At 44.9% G+C, this 21,185-nt stretch carries 22 protein-coding genes; 21 read left to right on the top strand and 1 reads right to left on the bottom strand.

Annotation, left to right across the window (positions count from 1 at the left end):
- Positions 1-2 precede the first annotated feature (2 nt).
- The 10 genes from AB1K89_RS01475 to AB1K89_RS01430 all read left to right on the top strand — a co-directional run bounded on the left by AB1K89_RS01475 (position 3) and on the right by AB1K89_RS01430 (position 8,515).
- Positions 3-1,118 (top strand): prephenate dehydrogenase, encoded by a 1,116-nt coding sequence (locus tag AB1K89_RS01475; RefSeq protein WP_413053044.1) that lies wholly within the window; start codon positions 3-5, stop codon positions 1,116-1,118.
- 16 nt (positions 1,119-1,134) lie between these two features.
- Positions 1,135-2,442: a 3-phosphoshikimate 1-carboxyvinyltransferase gene (gene aroA / locus AB1K89_RS01470; RefSeq protein WP_413053043.1), complete on the top strand. Its 1,308-nt coding sequence runs from the start codon at positions 1,135-1,137 to the stop codon at positions 2,440-2,442.
- A gap of 42 nt (positions 2,443-2,484) precedes the next feature.
- Positions 2,485-3,747, top strand: coding sequence for a tetratricopeptide repeat protein (locus AB1K89_RS01465; protein WP_413053042.1), 1,263 nt, complete (start codon positions 2,485-2,487; stop codon positions 3,745-3,747).
- A 1-nt stretch (position 3,748) separates the two neighbouring features.
- A complete protein-coding gene (locus tag AB1K89_RS01460; protein ID WP_413053041.1) occupies positions 3,749-4,300 on the top strand; it encodes a ReoY family proteolytic degradation factor in 552 nt (183 codons plus the stop codon).
- 58 nt (positions 4,301-4,358) lie between these two features.
- Positions 4,359-4,808 carry a DUF2487 family protein gene (locus AB1K89_RS01455; RefSeq protein WP_413053040.1) on the top strand — a complete coding sequence of 150 codons (450 nt, stop codon included), beginning with the start codon at positions 4,359-4,361 and terminating at the stop codon, positions 4,806-4,808.
- A gap of 217 nt (positions 4,809-5,025) precedes the next feature.
- Entirely contained in the window at positions 5,026-5,532 is a 507-nt protein-coding gene (locus AB1K89_RS01450) for a Rieske (2Fe-2S) protein (protein ID WP_305880116.1), read from the top strand.
- Positions 5,533-5,554: 22 nt separating this feature from the next.
- A complete protein-coding gene (qcrB, locus tag AB1K89_RS01445) occupies positions 5,555-6,229 on the top strand; it encodes a menaquinol-cytochrome c reductase cytochrome b subunit (protein WP_060208191.1) in 675 nt (224 codons plus the stop codon).
- A 55-nt stretch (positions 6,230-6,284) separates the two neighbouring features.
- The gene (locus tag AB1K89_RS01440) at positions 6,285-7,046 is read left to right on the top strand and encodes a menaquinol-cytochrome c reductase cytochrome b/c subunit (RefSeq protein WP_413053039.1); all 762 of its coding nucleotides are present in this window, start codon (positions 6,285-6,287) and stop codon (positions 7,044-7,046) included.
- Between the two features lie 120 nt (positions 7,047-7,166).
- The gene (gene lhaT / locus AB1K89_RS01435; protein WP_413053038.1) at positions 7,167-7,766 is read left to right on the top strand and encodes a lipoprotein heptaprenylglyceryl N-acetyltransferase LhaT; all 600 of its coding nucleotides are present in this window, start codon (positions 7,167-7,169) and stop codon (positions 7,764-7,766) included.
- Positions 7,767-7,873: 107 nt separating this feature from the next.
- Complete coding sequence (locus tag AB1K89_RS01430; protein ID WP_413053430.1) at positions 7,874-8,515, top strand: zinc metallopeptidase; 642 nt, start codon at positions 7,874-7,876, stop codon at positions 8,513-8,515.
- Between the two features lie 104 nt (positions 8,516-8,619).
- On the opposite strand, the gene AB1K89_RS01425 is transcribed toward AB1K89_RS01430, so the two are convergent.
- On the bottom strand, positions 8,620-9,492 hold the full coding sequence (locus AB1K89_RS01425) for a YitT family protein (protein ID WP_252503425.1): 873 nt from the start codon (positions 9,490-9,492) through the stop codon (positions 8,620-8,622).
- A 175-nt stretch (positions 9,493-9,667) separates the two neighbouring features.
- Here AB1K89_RS01425 and AB1K89_RS01420 point away from each other — a divergent pair, with 175 nt between their 5' ends.
- From AB1K89_RS01420 to AB1K89_RS01370, 11 genes are all read left to right on the top strand, one after another.
- Entirely contained in the window at positions 9,668-10,039 is a 372-nt protein-coding gene (locus AB1K89_RS01420; protein ID WP_413053037.1) for a nucleotide pyrophosphohydrolase, read from the top strand.
- Entirely contained in the window at positions 10,039-10,839 is an 801-nt protein-coding gene (gene dapB, locus AB1K89_RS01415) for a 4-hydroxy-tetrahydrodipicolinate reductase (protein WP_413053036.1), read from the top strand. The genes AB1K89_RS01420 and dapB overlap by 1 nt, the downstream gene beginning before the upstream one ends.
- 24 nt (positions 10,840-10,863) lie before the next feature.
- Positions 10,864-11,997 (top strand): N-acetyl-alpha-D-glucosaminyl L-malate synthase BshA, encoded by a 1,134-nt coding sequence (bshA, locus tag AB1K89_RS01410; RefSeq protein WP_413053035.1) that lies wholly within the window; start codon positions 10,864-10,866, stop codon positions 11,995-11,997.
- Entirely contained in the window at positions 11,994-13,184 is a 1,191-nt protein-coding gene (locus AB1K89_RS01405) for a CCA tRNA nucleotidyltransferase (protein ID WP_413053034.1), read from the top strand. Before bshA ends, AB1K89_RS01405 begins: the two co-directional genes overlap by 4 nt.
- Complete coding sequence (locus tag AB1K89_RS01400) at positions 13,162-14,145, top strand: biotin--[acetyl-CoA-carboxylase] ligase (RefSeq protein ID WP_413053033.1); 984 nt, start codon at positions 13,162-13,164, stop codon at positions 14,143-14,145. The genes AB1K89_RS01405 and AB1K89_RS01400 overlap by 23 nt, the downstream gene beginning before the upstream one ends.
- Positions 14,146-14,383: 238 nt before the next feature.
- On the top strand, positions 14,384-15,229 hold the full coding sequence (panB, locus tag AB1K89_RS01395) for a 3-methyl-2-oxobutanoate hydroxymethyltransferase (RefSeq protein WP_413053032.1): 846 nt from the start codon (positions 14,384-14,386) through the stop codon (positions 15,227-15,229).
- A gap of 10 nt (positions 15,230-15,239) precedes the next feature.
- The gene (gene panC / locus AB1K89_RS01390; RefSeq protein WP_413053429.1) at positions 15,240-16,118 is read left to right on the top strand and encodes a pantoate--beta-alanine ligase; all 879 of its coding nucleotides are present in this window, start codon (positions 15,240-15,242) and stop codon (positions 16,116-16,118) included.
- Positions 16,093-16,473 (top strand): aspartate 1-decarboxylase, encoded by a 381-nt coding sequence (panD, locus tag AB1K89_RS01385; protein WP_413053031.1) that lies wholly within the window; start codon positions 16,093-16,095, stop codon positions 16,471-16,473. The genes panC and panD overlap by 26 nt, the downstream gene beginning before the upstream one ends.
- A 137-nt stretch (positions 16,474-16,610) precedes the next feature.
- Entirely contained in the window at positions 16,611-19,388 is a 2,778-nt protein-coding gene (dinG, locus tag AB1K89_RS01380) for an ATP-dependent DNA helicase DinG (RefSeq protein WP_413053030.1), read from the top strand.
- A gap of 69 nt (positions 19,389-19,457) precedes the next feature.
- A complete protein-coding gene (locus AB1K89_RS01375; RefSeq protein ID WP_413053029.1) occupies positions 19,458-19,937 on the top strand; it encodes a cell wall elongation regulator TseB-like domain-containing protein in 480 nt (159 codons plus the stop codon).
- A 25-nt stretch (positions 19,938-19,962) separates the two neighbouring features.
- Positions 19,963-21,180 carry a pyridoxal phosphate-dependent aminotransferase gene (locus AB1K89_RS01370; protein ID WP_413053428.1) on the top strand — a complete coding sequence of 406 codons (1,218 nt, stop codon included), beginning with the start codon at positions 19,963-19,965 and terminating at the stop codon, positions 21,178-21,180.
- Positions 21,181-21,185 lie beyond the last annotated feature (5 nt).

Here is a 21,185-nt window from a genome sequence, read left to right as displayed (position 1 = left end):
CAATGAATGAAAATGTAGCGATTATTGGTTTGGGTCTCATAGGTGGCTCCTTAGCTCTTGCATTGAAGCGTGGGGGACGCAATATACATGTAACGGGGTTTGACCGTTCTTATGCAACTGCGGACGAAGCTTACCGCCGCGGTATTGTTGACACGATTGCTCCTTCTGCAAAAGCGGCATGCGAAAAAGCTGATTACATCATTTTTGCGACTCCTGTAAATACGACAATTGCATTGATGGAAGAAGCTCTGGAATGGACGTTCAAGGAAAATGTCATCCTATCGGACACGGGGAGTACAAAAAATCCGATCATGCAAGCCGCTGAAAGACTTCAAGATAGAGGATTGACATTCATCGGCGGACATCCGATGGCAGGTTCCCATAAAAGCGGAATCGCAGCAGCGAAAGGGCATCTGTTTGAAAATGCTTATTACGTGTTGACGCCTTCCCAAAGTGCGAGTGCTGAACAAATCGATAGGCTGTCCAATCTATTAACACCTTCAAAAGGGAAAATCGTCATTTTGGATGCGGCCGAGCATGATCGAATGACAGCAATCGTCAGCCACTTCCCTCATATTATCGCCTCTTCACTCGTCGGAAGACTGGCTGATCAGGAAAAAGGGCAGCCTTTCGTGAAAGATCTGGCTGCGGGCGGATTCCGTGACTTGACTCGCATAGCTTCGGCGGATCCGACGATGTGGCGGGATATTACGATTCAAAACCGGGATGAATTACTTGGACAATTGGATGGTTGGCTGAAAGAAATGAAGTCGATCCGGTCAATGATCCTTGAAAATGATCCCGATCGGATATACGATTTCTTTTCCGAAGCAAAGGAATTCCGAGACCGTTTGCCTTCTACTTTCAAAGGTGCGGTGCAAGGGGCTTTGTATATGACTTTCGATTTACATATCGATATTCCGGATCATCCAGGTGTCATATCCGAAATTACGAAAATACTTGCCGATGAACAAATCAGCATAACGAATATACGAATTGTGGAAACACGCACAGATGTATACGGAATCCTTGTCGTCAGTTTTCAGACGGCGGACGATCGGAAGGCTGCTAGGACACTTCTTGCAAAGAAAACGGATTATAGCATGCATATTCTCTAAATAGGGGGGACTCTTCATGGTTGAAACGAAAACAGTGAAATTCGACAAGCCGATAGTAAAAGGTTCATTAAAAGTGCCAGGGGACAAATCCATTTCCCATCGTGCTATCATGTTAGGGTCGATAGCGGAAGGCCGTACGAAGATAAAAGGATTCCTCGATGGAGAGGATTGCTTACGGACAATCGAGATTTTCAAGCGATTAGGCGTTTCCATCGAACGGAATGGAACAGATGTCTTGATTAATAGTCCTGGAATAAATAACTGGACAGCCCCTGCTGAAGAGTTGTATGCGGGTAATTCCGGCACAACGGCGAGACTGATGCTCGGAATATTGTCTGGCTCGACGGTCACTTCCACATTGACTGGTGATGCCTCATTATCTAAGCGGCCGATGAAAAGAGTGACAACACCTTTGCAATCAATGGGTGCCTCAATTTCAGGCGAAGGGGAAGGTGATTTCCTTCCACTTACAATCGTTGGCTCGACGCTTGATGGAATTGACTATCAAATGCCTGTGGCAAGTGCTCAAGTGAAATCTGCGATTCTTTTTGCAGGGTTGAATGCAAAAGGAGAGACAGTCGTCAGAGAAACCGCCGTTTCAAGGGATCATACGGAGAGGATGCTTAAACAGTTCGGAGCTGAGCTGGTTCAGGATGGAAATATTGTAAGCATCCAAGGAGGACAAGTGTTGACGGGTACGAACGTAATAGTACCCGGCGATATTTCATCCGCTGCATTTTTCATGGCGGCAGCGGCTATGATCGAAGACAGTGAAGTGGAATTTAAAGATGTCGGTCTGAATCCGACGAGAACGGGAATTATTGAAGTATTACGTCAAATGGGAGCCGAAGTGGAAGTACTTGAACATAACAGTGAAAAAGGCGAACATTATGGAGTAGTCAAAGTGGCGCATGCCAGGTTGGAAGGGATTGAGATAAGTGGAGATATCATTCCGACACTTATCGATGAACTGCCGATCATTGCCCTGCTCGCAACCCAGGCGACGGGTACGACAATTATCAAGGACGCTGCGGAACTGCGCGTCAAGGAAACGGACCGCATTGCCGCGGTCACGGATGAGCTGACGAAGCTCGGTGCTAAAGTGGAAGCGACGGAGGACGGGATGATCATAGAAGGACCGACAGCCTTGTCAGGCGGAGAACTGAAATCTTACGGCGATCACAGAATAGGTATGATGGCTGCCATTGCCGCATTAGTGTCAGCTGGTCCAATCCATATTGAAGACCCGTCTTGCATCGCCATTTCCTATCCGAACTTCTTTGATCATCTGTCACAACTCGTAAAAGTACGTAGTGAAGAATAATTTTCCTAATGTATACAACATGAAGGATCAGGTGAAAATATGATGCAGTTACATGATTTTGAAAAAGCGGTACTCGATGGGGATATCGAGCTAGTTAATGAACTGATTGACCGTGCGGAAAAGTCCGGGGACCTCGACCTGCTATATGAAGCTGCAGGTTTATTGGTTGATTACGGATATGTCGGTCAAGCGGACTATATTTATGAAATATTGATCTCCTATATGCCTGATGAGCCCCAATTAAAAATTGACCGGGCAAATACATTGATGGAGCTCGGTGATGAGGATGATGCATTACTATTGCTTTCGGAAGTGACGCCCGATCAGGAGGAATATACCCAGGCACTGTTAGCACTTGCTGATCATTATCAGATGATCGGAATGGCGGAGGCAGCGCTTGGAAAGGTGAATGAGGCTCTTTCGCGATCACCGCATGAACCTGTCATCCGATTTGCATATGCTGAACTGCTGCTCGATGCAGGAAGATATCTCGAAGCTGCTAAGCTATACGCAGATCTTTATAAAGAAGGCCATCATGAAATCGCAGGAACGGTGATTCCGCTCCGACTCGCTGAAACGTATAGCGCTGGTGCAGCCTATGAGGAAGCATTGCCATATTATGAGGAGATTCTCAAAGACGAGCAGCTTCCCGACACTCTATTCGGGGCGGCGTATGCCTATTACCAGAGCAATCAGCCGGACAGGTCCATCCAATTGCTCGAAGATTTGATTGGGATGGATCCTGATTATTTCTCTGCTTATATGCTCGCTGGTCAAGCGCATTCCCAATTGGGGGATGACGAGAAGGCATATGAATTATTCGAGCAAGGTATCAAGCGAGATGAATTTGACAAGGAACTTCGGCTGTCGGCAGGCAAATCGGCATTGAAACTCGGATTGCCCCTTGAAGCAGAAGAACATTTAGAGCATGCGATTGCGTTGGATCCAGAATATATAGATGCCATAGTTACACTCGCCTCTCTTTACAATGAAAGAGAAGACGACGAAGAACTAATTAGATTGCTTACAGAATTAAATGATGCGCAAATGGATATTCCGCTGTTGTCTGCATTTAAAGCTTATGCTCTGGAAAGAGAGGAACAATTTGCACATGCATACGTATCTTACAGTAAGGCATATGCTGGAATGAAAGATGATCCATTATTTCTGGATAAGTACGCAAGATTCCTTCTGGATGAAGGAAAACGGGATGAAGCTATCGAAGTAGTTAAGACATTGGTTTCGGTTTCACAACAAGAGGAATGGACCGGTTTTCTTGAAACGTTGAATGACGAGGAGGTGTGATATGACAGCCATGATTCCTGTCGCTGCCAAAAAAGACTTCGTACGGTGGTTTTTAAAGCGCTATAAATTGAAGCGCCGGGAATGTGTGTGGATTCTGAATTATCTTCTAAGCCATGAGCAACTTCTTCAAAACGTCCACTTTACGGATGAAGCACATTATTGTCCGCGGGCGATGGTTATTTCAACAATAAATTCGGAGAGCATCCCTTTCCGTTTTTACAAAGGTAACCTAATGACTGCGGATGCGGAAAAATCATTTCATGATTTACGCCTACATCCTGAGGAAAAAATGTATATCCAATTGAATTTCCCGAACAGCCATGCATGCCCGCAATATGCGAGCGTACGGGAGGAAAATCCGTTCCTGCCTGCAGAACTGCAAGTGAGTGCACGGGATCGGAAGATTGCTGAGCAGCTTCTTGAGGAAAGCACTGCCTCTATGTCCTTGGAATTGCTTATGAGAAGGGTCGATGAGGCGCTCGATGCCAATGATCGGGAGCGTTTTCTCATCCTGTCGGCAATGTTGAACGATATGAAGATTACAAAAGACTAATGACTCCGTCTTCTTGATGGAGTCATTTGTATGATTATTTTTAGGGGGCTGGTTTTAGATGAATTGGACAGGCAAGGATATGGATACATATTTGCAACAGAAAGAATATATTGATACATTGGTGGTTCCGCTTGTAAAAGTTGAAACGAAGATGGATAATATGAAGACAAGCGCTTCTTCGACAGAATTCGTCATGCATCTTGCTTCTCTCATTGAAACACAATTCAAGGGGAGGATGATGTTTGCGCCGCCATTTGCCTACACTTCGACAACCGACCAACAGCAAATGGCGCAAACGACATTGCGGGCGTTTTCTGACACGACTTTCAAGCACATCTTCTTCTTGACGACCGATCATGCTTGGACATCGATGGCGTTGCCTGGACAAGTCATTTGGATGCCATCCATCCCATTGGAAAACATGGATGCATCGTTGCGTCAATCCATTCTCGAGGATCAGCTTCGACAAGCGCTGCCTATATTCACGGAGCAATGGTCGAAGCAATAAGCGCTACATAGAAGGCCGAATCTCGCACTCTACTACTTAAAAGGTTGAGTGGATATGATTGGGACATGTGTAAAATTCATGAATTGTTCACAATCTATACATACAGCTGAACACTTGATTGAATTTACATTAATATTGATATATCATAGATATGTCCTAGTATTACAATTAGCAAAAGTATGTCCGTTGGACTGATTTTGGAGTAAGAGGAGGGAAACTGATGAGCAGCAAAGTGTCTAGACGCCAATTCCTGAGCTACACATTGATGGGTGTCGGTGGATTCATGGTTTCAGCTACGTTGATGCCGATGGTTCGCTTTGCGGTCGATCCAGTATTGCAACCAAAAGGTGAAGGGGAGTTCGTTCCGACACCACAAAAAGTGGACGAGTTGACTGAAACGCCTGTCCGTGTTGACTTTACTATTAAAGATCGTAAAGACGGATGGTACAAATCCGATGTATCGAACACTGCTTGGGTCTATAAAGAAGGCGATACAGTCATCGCACTTTCTCCTGTCTGTAAGCACCTTGGATGCACGGTGAACTGGGAAGGCGACGCGAAGTATAAGAATGAATTCTTCTGCCCTTGCCATAATGGACGTTATGAGAAAAATGGTAAAAACATACCGGGATCTCCACCACTTGGACCGCTTGATGAGTATGTGGTCGAAGTCGTGGATGGCTATGTCCATCTAGGAAAGACGGTTCCAAACACATTAGTTTAAAATGTAAGGGGGTACGACCGAAGTGCTGAATAAAATTTATGACTGGGTTGACGAACGGTTGGATATCACCCCGATTTGGCGTGATATCGCTGACCACGAAGTACCTGAGCACGTAAACCCTGCACATCATTTTTCTGCATTCATTTATTGTTTCGGAGGTTTAACGTTTTTCGTAACGGTCATCCAGATTCTTTCAGGTATGTTCCTTACAATGTATTACACCCCGGATATTGAAAATGCATGGAAATCCGTTTACTATCTTCAAAATGAAGTTGCATTCGGTGAGATTGTGCGTGGGATGCACCACTGGGGAGCATCGCTTGTTATCGTTATGATGTTCCTGCATACATTGCGTGTTTTCTTTACAGGTTCTTATAAAAAGCCTCGTGAATTGAACTGGATCGTCGGAGTATTAATCTTCGTCACGATGTTAGGTCTAGGATTCACAGGTTACTTATTGCCTTGGGATATGAAAGCGTTGTTCGCTACTAAAGTAGGTATTGAAATTGCGGCATCGGTGCCATTCATCGGTGAGCAGATCAAAATCCTTCTAGCTGGTGACTCTACGATCCTTGGAGCTCAAACATTGACACGATTCTTTGCAATTCATGTATTTTTCCTACCTGCTGCTTTGCTTGGGTTGCTTGCGGCACACTTTATCATGATCAGAAGACAAGGAATCTCCGGTCCGCTATAAGATCCACATCCGAAATGATGTGGATTGTCTGAAATTAGAATAAGGAGGGGACAAAATGCAACGCGGAAAAGGTATGAAATTTGTCGGTGACTCGCGCATCAAAGCAGAAGGCAAGATGCCGAATGTCCCTAAAGATTACTCGGAATATCCGGGTAAAACAGAAGCTTTCTGGCCAAACTTCCTCTTGAAAGAGTGGATTATCGGTGCCATCTTCCTAATCGGATATTTAATTCTGACAGTTGCCCATCCGTCTCCGCTTGAACGTCAAGCAGATCCTACGGATACAACATACATACCGGTTCCAGACTGGTATTTCCTATCCATGTACCAATTGCTGAAATATGAATTCGCATCCGGACCATATAACGTCATCGGAGCAATCATCATGCCAGGCTTGGCTATCGGAGCTTTAATGCTTGTTCCATTCATGGATACATCAAAAGAGCGTCGTCCATTCAAACGCCCTTTACCGACTGCTTTCATGCTCCTATCTTTCGCAGCTCTCTTCTATTTGACATGGGAATCAGTTGTGAACCATGACTGGGAAAAAGCGAAAGCACAAGGTGCAATTGTTGAAGAAGTCCAATTCGATCCAGAATCTGAAGGATATCAGCTATATGCGGGTTCTTCATGTATCGGCTGTCATGGTGACGCTTTCCAAGGCGGCTTAGGACCAGCGTTAGGTAACACTGGCCTTTCAGCTGAGGAAATTGTAAATATCGCTCATAACGGTATCGGTACAATGCCTGCGAATCAGTGGGATGGTTCAGAGGAAGACTTGCAAAAACTAGCAGAATTCCTTGAAGGCTTAAAATAACAAGAGAGTAATTCTTTTTAAAAAAAGAGTCAGGGGACTGACTCTTTTTTTTTACAACTTATTATACATAAATGCTTTTAAAATCTGCTGAATGACATACTTCTTTTTGGAGAGATGGCCGTGAATTCTATAGTCAATCATATATGGTTGTTATTATCTCATAAATCATTTCTATGGATATTATTATTTATCAACATACTCGGAACGGTATACGGCTATGATTGGTATATGTGGCAATTGGAGATGACGGAGCCGATATATTGGATCTTTGTCCCTGATAGCCCAACAGCCAGCCTGTTTTTCTCGCTCGCAATCATCGGTTGGTTAATTGGCAGGAATTTCAAATTGATTGAAGCGCTTGCTCTCATTACACTTGTCAAATACGGATTATGGGCGGTTGTCATGAATTTGCTCACGCTGTATGAAACAGGTTCCATTGGATGGGTTGGATGGATGCTCATCGGCTCCCATTTCGCAATGGCAGTGCAGGCGGTCCTTTACAGTCCATTATACCGATTTAAGTTCAGACATATCGTCATTGCGGGAATATGGACATTGCACAATGATGTAATCGATTATGTATTTAAACAAATGCCGATTTATTATGACTTGATGAAACATATGCAACAGATCGGCTATTTTACATTCTGGCTCTCCGTTGCGTGTATCGCATTGGCATATGTCTTATGGATGAAAAGGGAGAAACGGGAAATTATATAGTGTCATAGCAAATAGTTGCGGTTAGTTCTGAGGCATTATAAAATAGGAGTAGATAGAAAAAGGGAGGGGAAGGTTAAGTGTCGTTTATCGTTTATCTGGCTATTATCATGTTGCTTCCGTTGTATGCCCAATTTAAAGTAAAGAATACGTATAATAAATATGTGAAAGTCCGTTCGACATCAGGAATGACAGGTGCACAAGTAGCACGTCTCATCCTTGACCGAAATGGTTTGGAAGATGTGAAAGTCGTTGAAAGTAAAGGGTTTTTGAGTGACCATTATAACCCATTGACCAAAACTGTAGCATTGTCATCCCAAAACTATCATGAAGCTTCAGTTGCAGGTACAGCGATTGCAGCCCATGAGGTTGGACACGCAATCCAAGACGCTGAAGCTTATGCATTCTTGCGTTTCCGCCATCGATTGGCACCTGTAGCAAACATTACATCGAACGCTTCATGGATTTTCATCATAATCGGTATTCTTGCATCAAGTATGAACTTCATGCTTGGAATAGGAATTGCCTTGATGGCAGTGGGCGTTTTATTCCAAATCGTAACGCTGCCTGTAGAGTTCAATGCATCCACGCGTGCGATGAATCATATTGTTGAGCTGGGTATCATTCGGAACGAAGAAGAGCCGCATGCGAAAAAAGTGTTGAGCGCTGCTGCAATGACGTATGTTGCTGCCACAGCGGTTGCCGTAATGGAATTACTTCGTCTTCTACTTATTTTTACAAGCAGAGACTAAAACTAAAACCCGACCGCAAATGGTCGGGTTTTTACTATGTTTATTTTTTAATTCATGATGAATGGACTTCACATTAGGATTGAAGCGGAAATCCGGTTATTTAGTTAATGATCCAAAGGCCGTTTCTGGTCATCGAGTGTGAATCCTTCACCTAACACATCGTGCACATCCGTAACAGACACAAAAGCATGCGGATCAATTGACGTAACAATATTTTTCAAACGCATCATTTCATTTTTACCGACTACGCAGTATAATATTTCTCGATCCGATTTTGTAAAATGACCATATCCCCTGAAAACAGTGACGCCCCGATCCATTTCCAATGTAATCGTTGAAGCGATCTCATCTTGGGCTTCCGAAATGATGAAAGCTCCTCTTGCTGCATATGCACCTTCTTGAACGAAATCGATGACACGAGCACCAACGAAAAGTGCGACCAAGGTATACATCATAGACCGATGATCCAAGTAGACCGCCCACGATAGCAAAATAACGAACGCGTCAAACATAAACATTGTCTTTCCCATGCTCCAGCCTATGTACTTATGCGCCAAACGTGCGATAATATCTACACCGCCAGTTGTTCCACCATATCGGAATATGATGCCAAGCCCAATACCGATGAAAACCCCTGCGAACAGGGCTACAAGGAACATATCGCCTTCCAAGTGGATGTTGAACTGGTATTTCATAAAGATTTTCAGGAAGACGGATACAGCGACGGTACCAATAATCGTGTAGATGAAAACCTTTCTTCCTAACAGCTTCCAACCGATGATGAACATCGGAATGTTCAACAATAGGTTCATAATGGCTGGGTCCCAGTTGAAGGCAAACAAGAGGATAAGCGTGATACCGGTAAATCCGCCTTCCGCCAGTTCGTGCTGAATATTAAAATGTACAAGACCGAAACTGAAAATGGCGGCGCCTAGGATAATAAAGAAGATATTTTTGAATTTTATTCCGCGTAACAAATGATGACCACCTTTCTCTATTTTAACGTCTAGACTCCGGGCGCCAGAGGCTCGGGTCATAAGTCAAAGCTGCTCTGTGGCAAAATTCGCCACGCCGCATCTTTGTCTTATGCCTGTCGCCTCTAGGCAGGCGCCCTCCGCTTTTGTTAATGTTTTTTTGACAATAGTCCTATGAATGAATACGATAACAAATGAAGGGGACGGAAGCAAATTGGAACAAGCTAAAACGATGAAAAACATGCAAGATGAAGTCCATGCATACATATCGGGTTTTGAGGAAGGCTATTTCCCTCCAATGGAAATGCTGGCCAGGTTAACGGAAGAGCTTGGTGAACTTTCGAGGGAAGTGCAGCACGTCTATGGCATGAAAAAGAAAAAAGATAGCGAAGAGATCAAATCGCTGGAAGAGGAAACAGGTGATTTGCTGTTTGTCCTCATCTGCTTCGCAAATTCACAAGGAATCAGTCTAGAGGATGCATTGAAGGGCGTCATGACTAAATTTAAAGATCGCGACGCAGACCGCTGGACGAAGAAGGAGGAATTTTGATGAAAATAAAAGTAGCCATCGCAGGGGCCCGTGGAAGAATGGGATCTACAGCGATAGAAGCGATAGAAGCAGCAAATGACGCAGAAGTTGTTGCTGCGCTTGATTATAAATACGATGGCCTGCATTTACATAATGGTGCAATAAATGAAAACAATCAGGGAATCCCTGTTTATACATCGCTTTCCAAGCTTTTCGCAGAGCACAAGCCGGCAGTTCTTTTGGATGTGACTGATCCGGATGCTGTCTTCAATAATGTGAAGGCTGCGTTGTCACTTGGCGTTCATCCTGTAGTCGGCACGTCCGGACTGACGAAACAAGAGTTGGAGGCAATAACTGAATTGGTGGAATCGACTCGAATCGGAGGAATCATTGCTCCTAACTTCTCGATAGGTGCAGTTCTTATGATGAAATTTGCAGCACAGGCAGCCCGCTATTTAGGGGATGTGGAGATTATTGAAATGCATCACGACCGCAAACTGGATGCTCCATCCGGCACAGCTGTAAAGACTGCTGATATGATCAAGGAAAACAGACCATCGCATATTCAAGGTCACCCAGATGAGCAAGTCCATATGGAAGGAGCGCGGGGAGCGGACGTCGAAGGGATGAAAATCCATAGCGTGCGGTTACCTGGTCTGCTTGCCCATCAGCAAGTCCTGCTCGGAGGAGAAGGGGAATTGCTGACTTTACGACACGATTCATTTGACCGGAAGAGCTTTATGCCAGGCATCATAATGGCGATACGCGAAGTGATCGGTCGAGAAGACCTAGTATATGGATTGGAAAATATAATCGATTAACGTTTTGTGGAAGAGGTGCAGTATATGAAAAAATTGAAAGTCGGTATAATTTGTTATCCAACAGTGGGAGGGTCCGGGGTTGTCGCGACAGAGCTTGGGTTGAAAATGGCAGAGAGGGGCCATGAAATGCATTTTATTACGTCGAGCAGGCCTTTCCGTATTCCCGACGGTCACCCAAATGTTCAATTCCATGAAGTGATGATTGACGGTTATGCCGTTTTCAAATATCCACCGTACGATATCGCTTTGGCGAATCGGATTGCTCGGGTGATCGAAGAGGAAGAGTTGGATTTACTGCATGTCCATTATGCAGTTCCTCACGCTATTTCTGCGGCTCTAGGCAAGGATATGGCGAATTCTCATATTGGCGTGATTACGACATTACACGGGACTGATGTGACAATTCTTGGCCATGATCCCGCCTTGAAAAACACAGTCCGCTATGGAATCGATAAATCGAATATGACGACCGCCGTTTCCGAATCACTCCGGCAAGATACGCTATCGTTAATTGAACCTGAAAAAGAAATACTGACGATTTATAATTTCATCGATGAGGAAAAGTACAGGCCGGTGGATCCAGGTTCCTTAAAAAGCAAACTGGGGATCCGGGAAGATGAAAAGGTCATTATTCATATTTCGAACTTCCGAAGCGTAAAAAGGATTGCTGACATTATTGACAGCTTCAAACTTATTAGGAAAGATATCGACTCGAAATTATTATTGGTAGGGACGGGACCTGAAAAAATTGAAATGATGAATAAGGCAAGGCTAGAAGGTTTGGAAAAGGATATCATCTTCACAGGAAAACGGGATGACCTTCCGGAACTCTTAGCAATCAGTGATATTATGTTCCTGTTATCAGAAAAAGAGGCATTCGGGCTTGTCCTTCTGGAAGGGTTTGCTTGTGGCGTGCCTGCTATTGCGACAGATATCGGCGGTATTCCCGAAGTGATTGAGGACGGAAAGAATGGATTCCTCGTTGGACTTGGGGACGTTGAAACTGCTGCAAAGAAAGCGAAGTTGCTTCTTGAAGATCCGGTCTTGCATGAGAGCTTCCGGCAAAATGCATTGCAGACAGTCGACGATAAATTTAATTCAGCCTCCATCGTTCTCCAATACGAAGAGTTGTACTACAGAGTGGCGGGTTTAAAATGATTTTGGAATTCGGAACAGCACCGAGTCGAAAAGTCATTCGCCTATTAGAGGAAGCAGGGTATGAGGCTGTCTTTGTAGGTGGTTCCGTTCGAGATCATTTGCTTGGCAAAAAGGCTTCGGATTTCGATATCGCCACGTCTGCCACGCCTGAAGAAGTGAAGTGTGTATTCACTCATACGATAGATGTCGGAATTGCTCACGGCACAGTGATGGTCATGATGGATGGCGAACCTATCGAAGTGACTACGTACCGGACGGAAAGTACATATACAGATCATAGGAGGCCTGATGAAGTGAAATTCGTCAGGTCATTGAAAGATGATCTACAACGCAGAGATTTTACTATGAATGCGTTAGCATTGACTCTTTCCGGTGAATTGATCGACCCGTTCGGAGGAACGAAGGATCTTCAAAACCGGAAAATCCGGGCAGTGGGCAACGCAGCTGACAGATTCCATGAGGATGCTTTGCGGATGATTCGCGCAGTACGATTCTCTTCCGTTCTAGGGTTTGAAATTGAGGGACGAACGCTGCAGGCAATCGAAGAAAACGCTTCAAGCATCATACATGTCTCTGTCGAGCGGATCAAAGCTGAAATGGATAAGTTATGGAAAGGGATGAATCCAGGCAAGGCGCTCGCAACGATTGCAGACACACGCTTAGCGGAGCATTTGCCACTTTTTCCAAATGACGTCCAATTCCTATCCGCTTGTGCACCTTTCGAAACAGCGGATCAAGGTTGGTCGGCATTAATGCTTGCCGGTCAATTTTCACCAGCGGATCTCGCAAGGGCATATAAACTTTCCAACCGTGAGAAGGCTTTTCTGACGGATGTAAAAATGGCATTTGACAGAAGACAATCCACTCGATTCACGATTGATGATTATTACCGGTTCACGCTTGAAGTGCTTCTAACTGCCGAAAAAGTTTGGCATGCTAGTCATCCGTCTGAACTTGGAATCAGCGTTGAGGAAATGGCGCAACTTCAAAAACAGTTGCCGATCCGCTCCAAAGACGATCTGAAAGCTGATGGGAAGGACTTGATGGCATGGACAGGCCAAAGAGGCGGCAGATGGGTTGGAGAATGGATGAACAAGATTGAATATTCGGTGCTGCATCGTCATTGCCCGAATGATGCTGAAAAGATAAAGGAATGGTTTCTTAATGAATATGAACGTCAAGGATGAATTGCTAAAAAGACTTTTTGAAGCTCAAGGAGAACCGATTTCAGGTCAGGAGTTTGCGGATGAATTCGGACTTTCCCGAACGGCTATTTGGAAGTATATAAAAGAATTTGAAGAGGACGGCTACGAAATCGCTTCAATTAGAAAAAAGGGGTATGTGCTCATCGCATCGCCGGACCGTGTGAACTCCGCCAATATCCAGAAGCATTTACAGACGAAGACTTATGGCAGGACGATCGATTATCACGTAAGCTGCGGTTCGACCCAAAACATTGCACATGATGCTGCGCAAGCTGGGGCGCCCGATGGTACGCTTATCGTGTCGGAGGAGCAGACAGCCGGAAAGGGAAGACTGTCCCGTCCATGGAATTCGGCTGCTCAAAAGGGAATCTGGATGAGTTTAATCGTCCGGCCGTCCTTAATGCCTCAGCAAGCGCCTCAAATGACACTCGTTGCTGCAGTCGCAATCGTTAGGGCGATTGAAAACGTCGCTGGTATAGAAGCTTCGATCAAATGGCCGAATGATATTTTGCTTCACGGTAAGAAAGTGACTGGCATACTGACCGAGCTTCAATCCGAGCCGGATCGGATAAAGGCGATCATTCTCGGAATCGGCATGAATGTCAACCAGGATGAAGAAGATTTTCCAGAGGAACTGCAAGAGATTGCTACCTCATTGAAGATTGCATGCGGTAGGCAGATCGATCGCGCGAAACTCATAGCTGAAATTCTCGGTTTTATCGAGTTGTATACGAGTATGTATGAAAAACATGGATTTGGTCCAATTAAACTGCTATGGGAAGGCTATTCAAATACAGCAGGCAAGCGGATTCGCGCAGTCATGTTAAATGAAACAATCGAAGGCACCGCTTTAGGTATTTCAGAGGAGGGGCTTTTGGAGCTCCGGCTCGATGATGGTTCGGTGAGAGGGATTTATTCCGCGGATATATTTATAAAAGAATGAACTATACAAATCTTCCTTGATTTGCTATAGTAATGGCGAAGGGCAGTATCAATCGGAATTGCACCTTCAAAGCTATTGTTTGATCGAAAACCCAATAAGTTCTGCCTTGATCTTGTAAAAGACAGGGACGGAGGAAACCAAAAATCGTAATTACACAATCCTTCTGCCCTTTTTCGGCCGGAGGGTTTTTAATTTTCGGTTTGCTCCATTTTTGATAATCAAAAAGGAGAGGATACGGATGAAAAGCAGTACGGATTTCACGAAGATGAAACGCCAAGGGGAAAAGGTCGTAATGTTGACCGCCTATGACCATCCAACTGCACAACTGGCAGAGGAAGCAGGCATCGATGTGCTTCTCGTCGGAGACTCGCTCGGCATGGTCGTATTAGGTTATGACTCGACAGCTTCTGTCACCGTCGATGACATGATCCATCATGGAAAAGCGGTAAGAAGGGGGGCAAAGGACACGTTCGTCGTTGTAGACATGCCTTTCGCTTCTTACCATGGTTCTGCTGATAGGACGCTGGAATCCGCTGTTCGGATATATCAGGAGACGGGGGCAAACGCTTTGAAACTCGAAGGAGGCGGAAGGGTGATCGATGCCATCCGTCTATTGACGGAGACAGGGATTCCGGTCGTTGCACATCTTGGACTCCTTCCTCAGTCGGCTGCCGTAGTAGGGGGATACAAAGTTCAAGGGAAGACAGCGGAGGCTGCGGAACAACTTATTCAGGACGCTATCGCTTGCGAAGCGGCAGGCGCATGCATGGTCGTACTCGAATGTATCCCTTATCAGTTGGCGGAACAAGTTTCAAAAGCGATCGCCATCCCGACAATCGGAATTGGGGCTGGGGCAGAGACGGACGGCCAAGTGCTCGTCTTCCATGACACGGTTAAATACGGAAACCACCATATTCCTAAATTCGTTGAAGCGTACGCGGATATCGGAACCGAAATCCGCGATGGTCTGAAAAGGTATGCGGTGTCAGTCAAAATAGGTGAATTTCCAAGTGAAGCTCATCGTTTTGCTATGAAGGAAGATGAATTGGTTGCACTATACGGAGGAATGAACGATGTACGTTGAGAGTACTAACATCCAAGTGATTGAAACAATAGAAGAACTCCAACAGATACTGAATCGAAATGAACGGAAGGATACGACAGTCGGCTTTGTCCCTACGATGGGCTATTTGCATGAAGGGCATTTATCCCTTGTGAAGCATGCAAAGGAACAAAATGACATCGTTGTCATGAGTATCTTTGTCAATCCGGCTCAGTTCGGTCCCGGCGAGGATTTCGAATCTTATCCACGGGATCGGGAAAGGGATATTCGTCTGGCAAGAGAAGCGGGAGTCGATATTGTGTTTATCCCATCAGTCGAAGAGATGTATCCAGCCGACGGCGGCATTCGTATATTGCCGGGAAAACAGGCGCATGAACTATGTGGTGCTGCTAGGCCTGGACATTTCGATGGCGTGCTCAAGGTCGTTTTAAAATTATTCAATATTGTCGATCCCGACCGTTCGTATTTCGGTTTGAAAGATGCTCAGCAACTGGCCATTATCGAAACGTTTGTCCGGGACTTCAATTTGCGGACAGCGATTGTGCGTGTTCCCATTGTGAGAGAAGAAGACGGACTGGCGAAAAGCTCACGCAATGTGAATTTGACAGATTCAGAGCGTTCAGAAGCGCCTGTGATATACCGGGCATTGCAATTCGGTGCAAGCATGTTCGCCGATGGAGCCCACCCGGAGACTATTGAACGGGAAGTTTCGGAACAGATCGTCTCCAATAGTTCAGGGAAGATCGATTATGTGAATATGCTAACCTATCCCGAGTTAGGGCTTGTAACAGAAAATACACGGGACGTGATTTTAGCGTGTGCAGTAAAGTTTTCTACAACTAGGTTAATAGATAATATTATTATGTCAACAAAGGGTGGTACACATGTTTCGAATGATGATGAACAGTAAATTACACCGCGCCACTGTGACGGAAGCGAATTTGAATTATGTAGGAAGCATTACGATCGATAGCGACTTGCTGGATGCGGCGGGTATGCTTCCAAATGAAAAGGTCCATATTGTCAATAACAATAATGGGGCTCGTTTTGAAACATATATTATTGCAGGAGAGCGGGGCAGCGGGGTCGTTTGTGTCAATGGAGCCGCAGCGAGATTAGTTCAAAAAGGTGATATTGTCATCATCATTTCATATGTCTATGTATCGGAAGAAGAGGCCCGTGGCCATCAACCGACAGTACTCCTCATGGATGATAAGAATAGGATCAAAGAAGTGATCAAAGAAGCACCCGGCATCATTGCTTGATTCGATAATACGCTGATGGAGGAATGGAATTTTCCTTCATCAGCATTTTTTACTATCATCGACACCTAATTGAGCAATCGAGCTGCGGAATATGATACAATCTGCTGTAGTATTCATTACAGGAAGTTGATGATTGAATGGATAACAGTACATATGCAGTCGTTGACTTGGAGACGACTGGACATTCCCCTTCAAGAGGGGACCGGATTATACAAATCGCAATCGTTTTCATTGAAAATGGAACGATAACGCACAAGTATGCCCGATTTGTGAATCCGAAACGTGAAATACCCGTTTTCATCCAACAATTGACCGCAATTACGGATGAAGAAGTGCTGTCCGCGCCAACATTTGAAGAGATTGCACAAGAAGTCTCCGATATGTTGCAGGGGACTGTATTTGTTGCGCATAATACTGATTTTGACCTGTCGTTTTTGCAAAGTGAATTTAAGCGATGCAAAGTGGCCGGTTGGTCTGGAAAGAAGATTGACACTGTCGAGTTATCCAAAATTCTGTTCCCATCCTCCTCAAGCTATCGTCTACAAGATTTGGCGGAGGACTTGGATATAGAACTTCCTGCTGCACATAGGGCGGATGATGATGCAGAAGCGACTGCGAATTTATTGCTGACTGGCTTGTCCAAACTTTGGACTTTGCCGGAAGAGACGTTGAACTTGTTGCATAGACGATCATTCTCGTTGCGCTCCGACATTTCGACGCTTATTTATGAAGCGCTGAAGCATGTCAGAACATCCAAAGGAAGTGTGAAACTTCCTTTATTCAGGGGAATTCCATACCGTAATGTGAAGAAACTAACGGGAGTCGTGACGGGACGTTGTCAATACCCGGTTATGGAAGACGAAAAAATCGCCCTGTTGAAGAAAGGCTATCCATCCTTCGAGTATCGGAAACCCCAATTGGCTTACATGGATGCTGTATGGGAAACTTTGTCGTTACACTCTGAGGCAGTTGCCGAAGTCCCAACAGGTGTAGGGAAGACGGTCGGTTATTTGTTGCCGGCAGCCATCCATTCCTTTCAAACGGGAAAGCCAGTCGTCATCAGTACGTTCACTAATCATCTCGTCGATAAGATTTTGGAAGATGAAGTGGAGCGTATCCGGAAAATGCTTGGCATCGAATGCACTGCAACCGTCCTGAAAGGGAGGGAGCAGTATATTTCGCTAGGCAAGTTTGAGGAATTATTGAGGATTACGGACGAATCGTATGATGAAACATTTACAATCATGCAGATCCTTGTCTGGCTGACCGATACGGAAACCGGCGATGTCAATGAACTGAATGTCTCCGGCGGAGGACAGTTATTCATCGACAGAATTCGCAAACGGAACAATCAAATGAAGGATGATGAAAAAATAGCGGATTACCATCAAAGGGTGATGGACGCTTGCAGCCATTCCAATCTCATCATTACGAACCATTCGATGCTTTTGTCAGATTCTACTCGTGCACAAAGGACATTGAATAACTTTTCTGGCCTGATCATTGACGAAGCTCATCAATTCATTCACACAGCTGCCAATTCCAAGGAGACAGTCCTTTCCTATATGAATTGGAAGTATGTCATGGGGCAGCTTGGCTCTGATGCAGAAGGTCAACTTCTACATCAGATCATGAAACTTCATAAGAAGTATTGCAACTATGGGAATCAGGTGTTCGGAAAGCTTGCAGTCTCCTTTGAGCAATTCACGAATGTATTTGACGCCGTCGCATCAGTGATGTCGAACCATCGACCAAAAGCTAGCGGTGGTCAGCAAGGGAACCGGGTGATTTTCGGTCTCGAGGAATTAGCCGGCAATGACACTCTGTTTTCGCAAATGGCTGAAAAAATGAATGAATATATACAATCCATCCAAACAGTCAGTTCACGTTTGGAGCCTTTTAGAGAAAAAATGTCGTTGAAAGAACAGGCGTTTTTATCCGAATGGGATTATTGGCTGAGAGAATTAAAAATAAAAGCCGGAGAATGGGTTGAAATATTCTTGGACGACGAAACGGAAAATTTCACCGTTTGGATTGAAAAGGATAAACGGAGTTTGCCCGGCAGCTTGAATGTCGTTAAAAGCCCCGTCGAAGGTTCGGTAATTACGAAGGAATTCATTTCAAGCCTAAAAAATGAAAAGATCGGAATCATCTGGACGTCGGCGACGATGACGATCAATCAGGATGAACGGTTTGTTGCGAGGCAGCTAGGGATTGCGGATGATATACCCCTTTTGACATTCGATGCCCCAGCCCATTTTTACGACAATGCGGGGATATTCATTGTCGAAGATATGCCATCCATCCAACATGTATCGCAGAGCGACTACATCGAAGCGGTAGCGGACGCTGTAGTCCAAACTGTAATTGCGACAGGTGGCAGACTGTTCGTCCTGTTTACTTCACAAGATATGCTCCGCAAAACGTATGAGCTGATTTTGGAAAGTGAATTATTGAATGACTATGCCCTCATTGCGCAAGGGGTCAGCTCAGGTAGCCGGATGAAACTATTGAAATCGTTCCGTCAGTTCGGCAAATCGATACTGTTTGGCACAAACAGCTTCTGGGAAGGCGTCGATGTTCCAGGTGAGGCATTGTCTGCTGTCATTATAGTCAGACTGCCATTTTCATCGCCTGATGAAGTCGTCTTCAAGGCGAGAGCTGCTAGACTTGCCGCTAGTGGATCGAATCCTTTTACCGATTTGTCCTTGCCGGAAGCAATTTTGAGGTTCAGGCAAGGGTTCGGACGATTGATTCGTTCGTCGGGAGACAGGGGCTTCTTCATCATATTGGATAGACGGATCGATACAAAATCATATGGGAAACGTTTTTTGGATGCATTGCCTGCTGTCCCGGTTCAGAAAGTGTCATTGGAACATATGGTGAATGAGCTCGAAGATTGTTATAATAAATAGGAATTCAATAGAAAGTGGGATGCGTAAAGCATTTCCAAATTGCAGTTTTGTGTATAGGAAGTGAGACTAATGATGAATTGGGTCAAATTCATCGCAGCTTTCCTTTTAGCATTATCACTTATCATTACTGTCATCGTTTTTTATAATGCCAATGAACCATTTTCGGACGCTCGACAGAAAGCGGAGTCGGGTGCGTTGAAGTCTGGTGCGTTGACATCCGTTGAACGCACAGACATTTACAATGGGACCGTTTCGATGGTGACCGTTTTTGGCAAAGATGGCGAAGGCAATGAGAAAGCGGTTTTCATTGAAGGGAAAACAGGAGAGATCCTCGATGAAGTGGCAATGAAAGATGGCATTGGAGCTCAGGCTGCAATCGAGACAGTTAAAGCAGAGCTTTCAGTGGAGAAAATCCTTCATGTGGCCCTTGGCTTGGAAGATGGCCATCCTGTATGGGAAGTCGCATTTAAAAGTGACAATGGTAAATTAAATTATGTGTATGTCTTTTTTGAAAACGGAGAATGGTGGAAACGGATTTTAAACCTCTAAAAGAAGAGGTTCCGTTCGATAGATGATGGGACAAAAGGGAGAGATTCAGTTGACAAAGAAATTAGCAGCAAGAGTGAGTACGTTATCACCATCCACAACCCTTGCCATTACGGCGAAAGCGAAAGAGATGAAGGAGTCGGGCATCGACGTCATCGGATTAGGTGCAGGTGAGCCCGATTACAATACGCCTGAAAACATTTTGGAAGCGGCTTACAAATCCATGATAGAAGGCAAGACGAAATACACCCCATCCGGAGGGCTTCCCGCATTAAAGGATGCTGTCATTGCCAAATTGAAAAAGGATCAGCAATTGGAGTACTCCAGGAAGGAAATCATGATCGGAATCGGTGCGAAGCATGTCTTATATACACTGTTCCAAGTTCTGCTTGACCCGGGCGATGAAGTTATCATTCCGACTCCATATTGGGTAAGTTATCCTGAACAAGTGAAGCTTGCTGAAGGTGTTCCTGTATTCGTCGAAGCCACATCAGAATCCCAGTTCAAGGTGACTGCTGATCAAATCCGCAATGCAATTACGTCTAAAACGAAAGCGGTCATTATCAATTCTCCAGGAAATCCGACAGGCATGATCTATTCTAACGATGAACTTCAACAAATTGCAGAAGTTTGTCAAGAAAAGGATATTTGGGTCATTTCGGATGAAATCTACGAAAAACTGATTTACGGTGGAGAGAAGCACGTTTCGATTGCTCAGCTTTCTGATGATGCGAAAAAGCGGACGTTCATTATTAATGGAGTGTCCAAATCCCATTCAATGACTGGATGGAGGATCGGATATATCGCAGGTGATTCGGAAGTTGTCAGCGCGATGACGAATTTGGCGAGCCATTCCACATCCAATCCGACTACAACTTCACAATACGCTACGATTGAAGCGTATAATGGTCCTCAAGATGCAGTGGAAAACATGAGGTTGGATTTTGAGTCTAGACTCGAGCGTATTTACCCTCAGCTCGCAGCTATTCCTGGCTTTACAGTCGTGAAACCGCAAGGAGCTTTCTATTTGTTGCCGGAAGTTACAGAGGCAATGGAGAAAACTGGTTTTACAAATGTGGATGACTTCGCATCTGCGCTTTTGACAGAAGCAAAAGTGGCGGTCATACCGGGGTCCGGCTTCGGTTCACCTGAAACGATCCGATTGTCATATGCGACATCGATCGACCTGTTGGAGGAAGCGGTAAGACGCATCCGGTCATATGTAGAAGCAAACTGGAAAGAATAATAGTC

The organism is Sporosarcina pasadenensis (genome assembly GCF_047228845.1).
Classification (GTDB): Bacteria; Bacillota; Bacilli; order Bacillales_A; family Planococcaceae; genus Sporosarcina.
Note: the sequence above shows the minus strand (reverse complement) of the source record. Positions and strands in the feature narration are given on the sequence as shown.

Bases quoted from the DNA above. Each gene is read 5' to 3' on its own strand.
- AB1K89_RS01475 (WP_413053044.1), top strand. From the start codon at position 3: ATGAATGAAAATGTAGCGATTATTGGTTTGGGTCTCATAGGTGGCTCC.
- aroA (WP_413053043.1), top strand. From the start codon at position 1,135: ATGGTTGAAACGAAAACAGTGAAATTCGACAAGCCGATAGTAAAAGGT.
- AB1K89_RS01465 (WP_413053042.1), top strand. From the start codon at position 2,485: ATGCAGTTACATGATTTTGAAAAAGCGGTACTCGATGGGGATATCGAG.
- AB1K89_RS01460 (WP_413053041.1), top strand. From the start codon at position 3,749: ATGACAGCCATGATTCCTGTCGCTGCCAAAAAAGACTTCGTACGGTGG.
- AB1K89_RS01455 (WP_413053040.1), top strand. From the start codon at position 4,359: ATGAATTGGACAGGCAAGGATATGGATACATATTTGCAACAGAAAGAA.
- AB1K89_RS01440 (WP_413053039.1), top strand. From the start codon at position 6,285: ATGCAACGCGGAAAAGGTATGAAATTTGTCGGTGACTCGCGCATCAAA.
- AB1K89_RS01430 (WP_413053430.1), top strand. From the start codon at position 7,874: ATGTTGCTTCCGTTGTATGCCCAATTTAAAGTAAAGAATACGTATAAT.
- AB1K89_RS01420 (WP_413053037.1), top strand. From the start codon at position 9,668: ATGAATACGATAACAAATGAAGGGGACGGAAGCAAATTGGAACAAGCT.
- dapB (WP_413053036.1), top strand. From the start codon at position 10,039: ATGAAAATAAAAGTAGCCATCGCAGGGGCCCGTGGAAGAATGGGATCT.
- bshA (WP_413053035.1), top strand. From the start codon at position 10,864: ATGAAAAAATTGAAAGTCGGTATAATTTGTTATCCAACAGTGGGAGGG.
- AB1K89_RS01405 (WP_413053034.1), top strand. From the start codon at position 11,994: ATGATTTTGGAATTCGGAACAGCACCGAGTCGAAAAGTCATTCGCCTA.
- AB1K89_RS01400 (WP_413053033.1), top strand. From the start codon at position 13,162: ATGAATATGAACGTCAAGGATGAATTGCTAAAAAGACTTTTTGAAGCT.
- panB (WP_413053032.1), top strand. From the start codon at position 14,384: ATGAAAAGCAGTACGGATTTCACGAAGATGAAACGCCAAGGGGAAAAG.
- panD (WP_413053031.1), top strand. From the start codon at position 16,093: ATGTTTCGAATGATGATGAACAGTAAATTACACCGCGCCACTGTGACG.
- dinG (WP_413053030.1), top strand. From the start codon at position 16,611: ATGGATAACAGTACATATGCAGTCGTTGACTTGGAGACGACTGGACAT.
- AB1K89_RS01375 (WP_413053029.1), top strand. From the start codon at position 19,458: ATGATGAATTGGGTCAAATTCATCGCAGCTTTCCTTTTAGCATTATCA.
- AB1K89_RS01370 (WP_413053428.1), top strand. From the start codon at position 19,963: ATGGGACAAAAGGGAGAGATTCAGTTGACAAAGAAATTAGCAGCAAGA.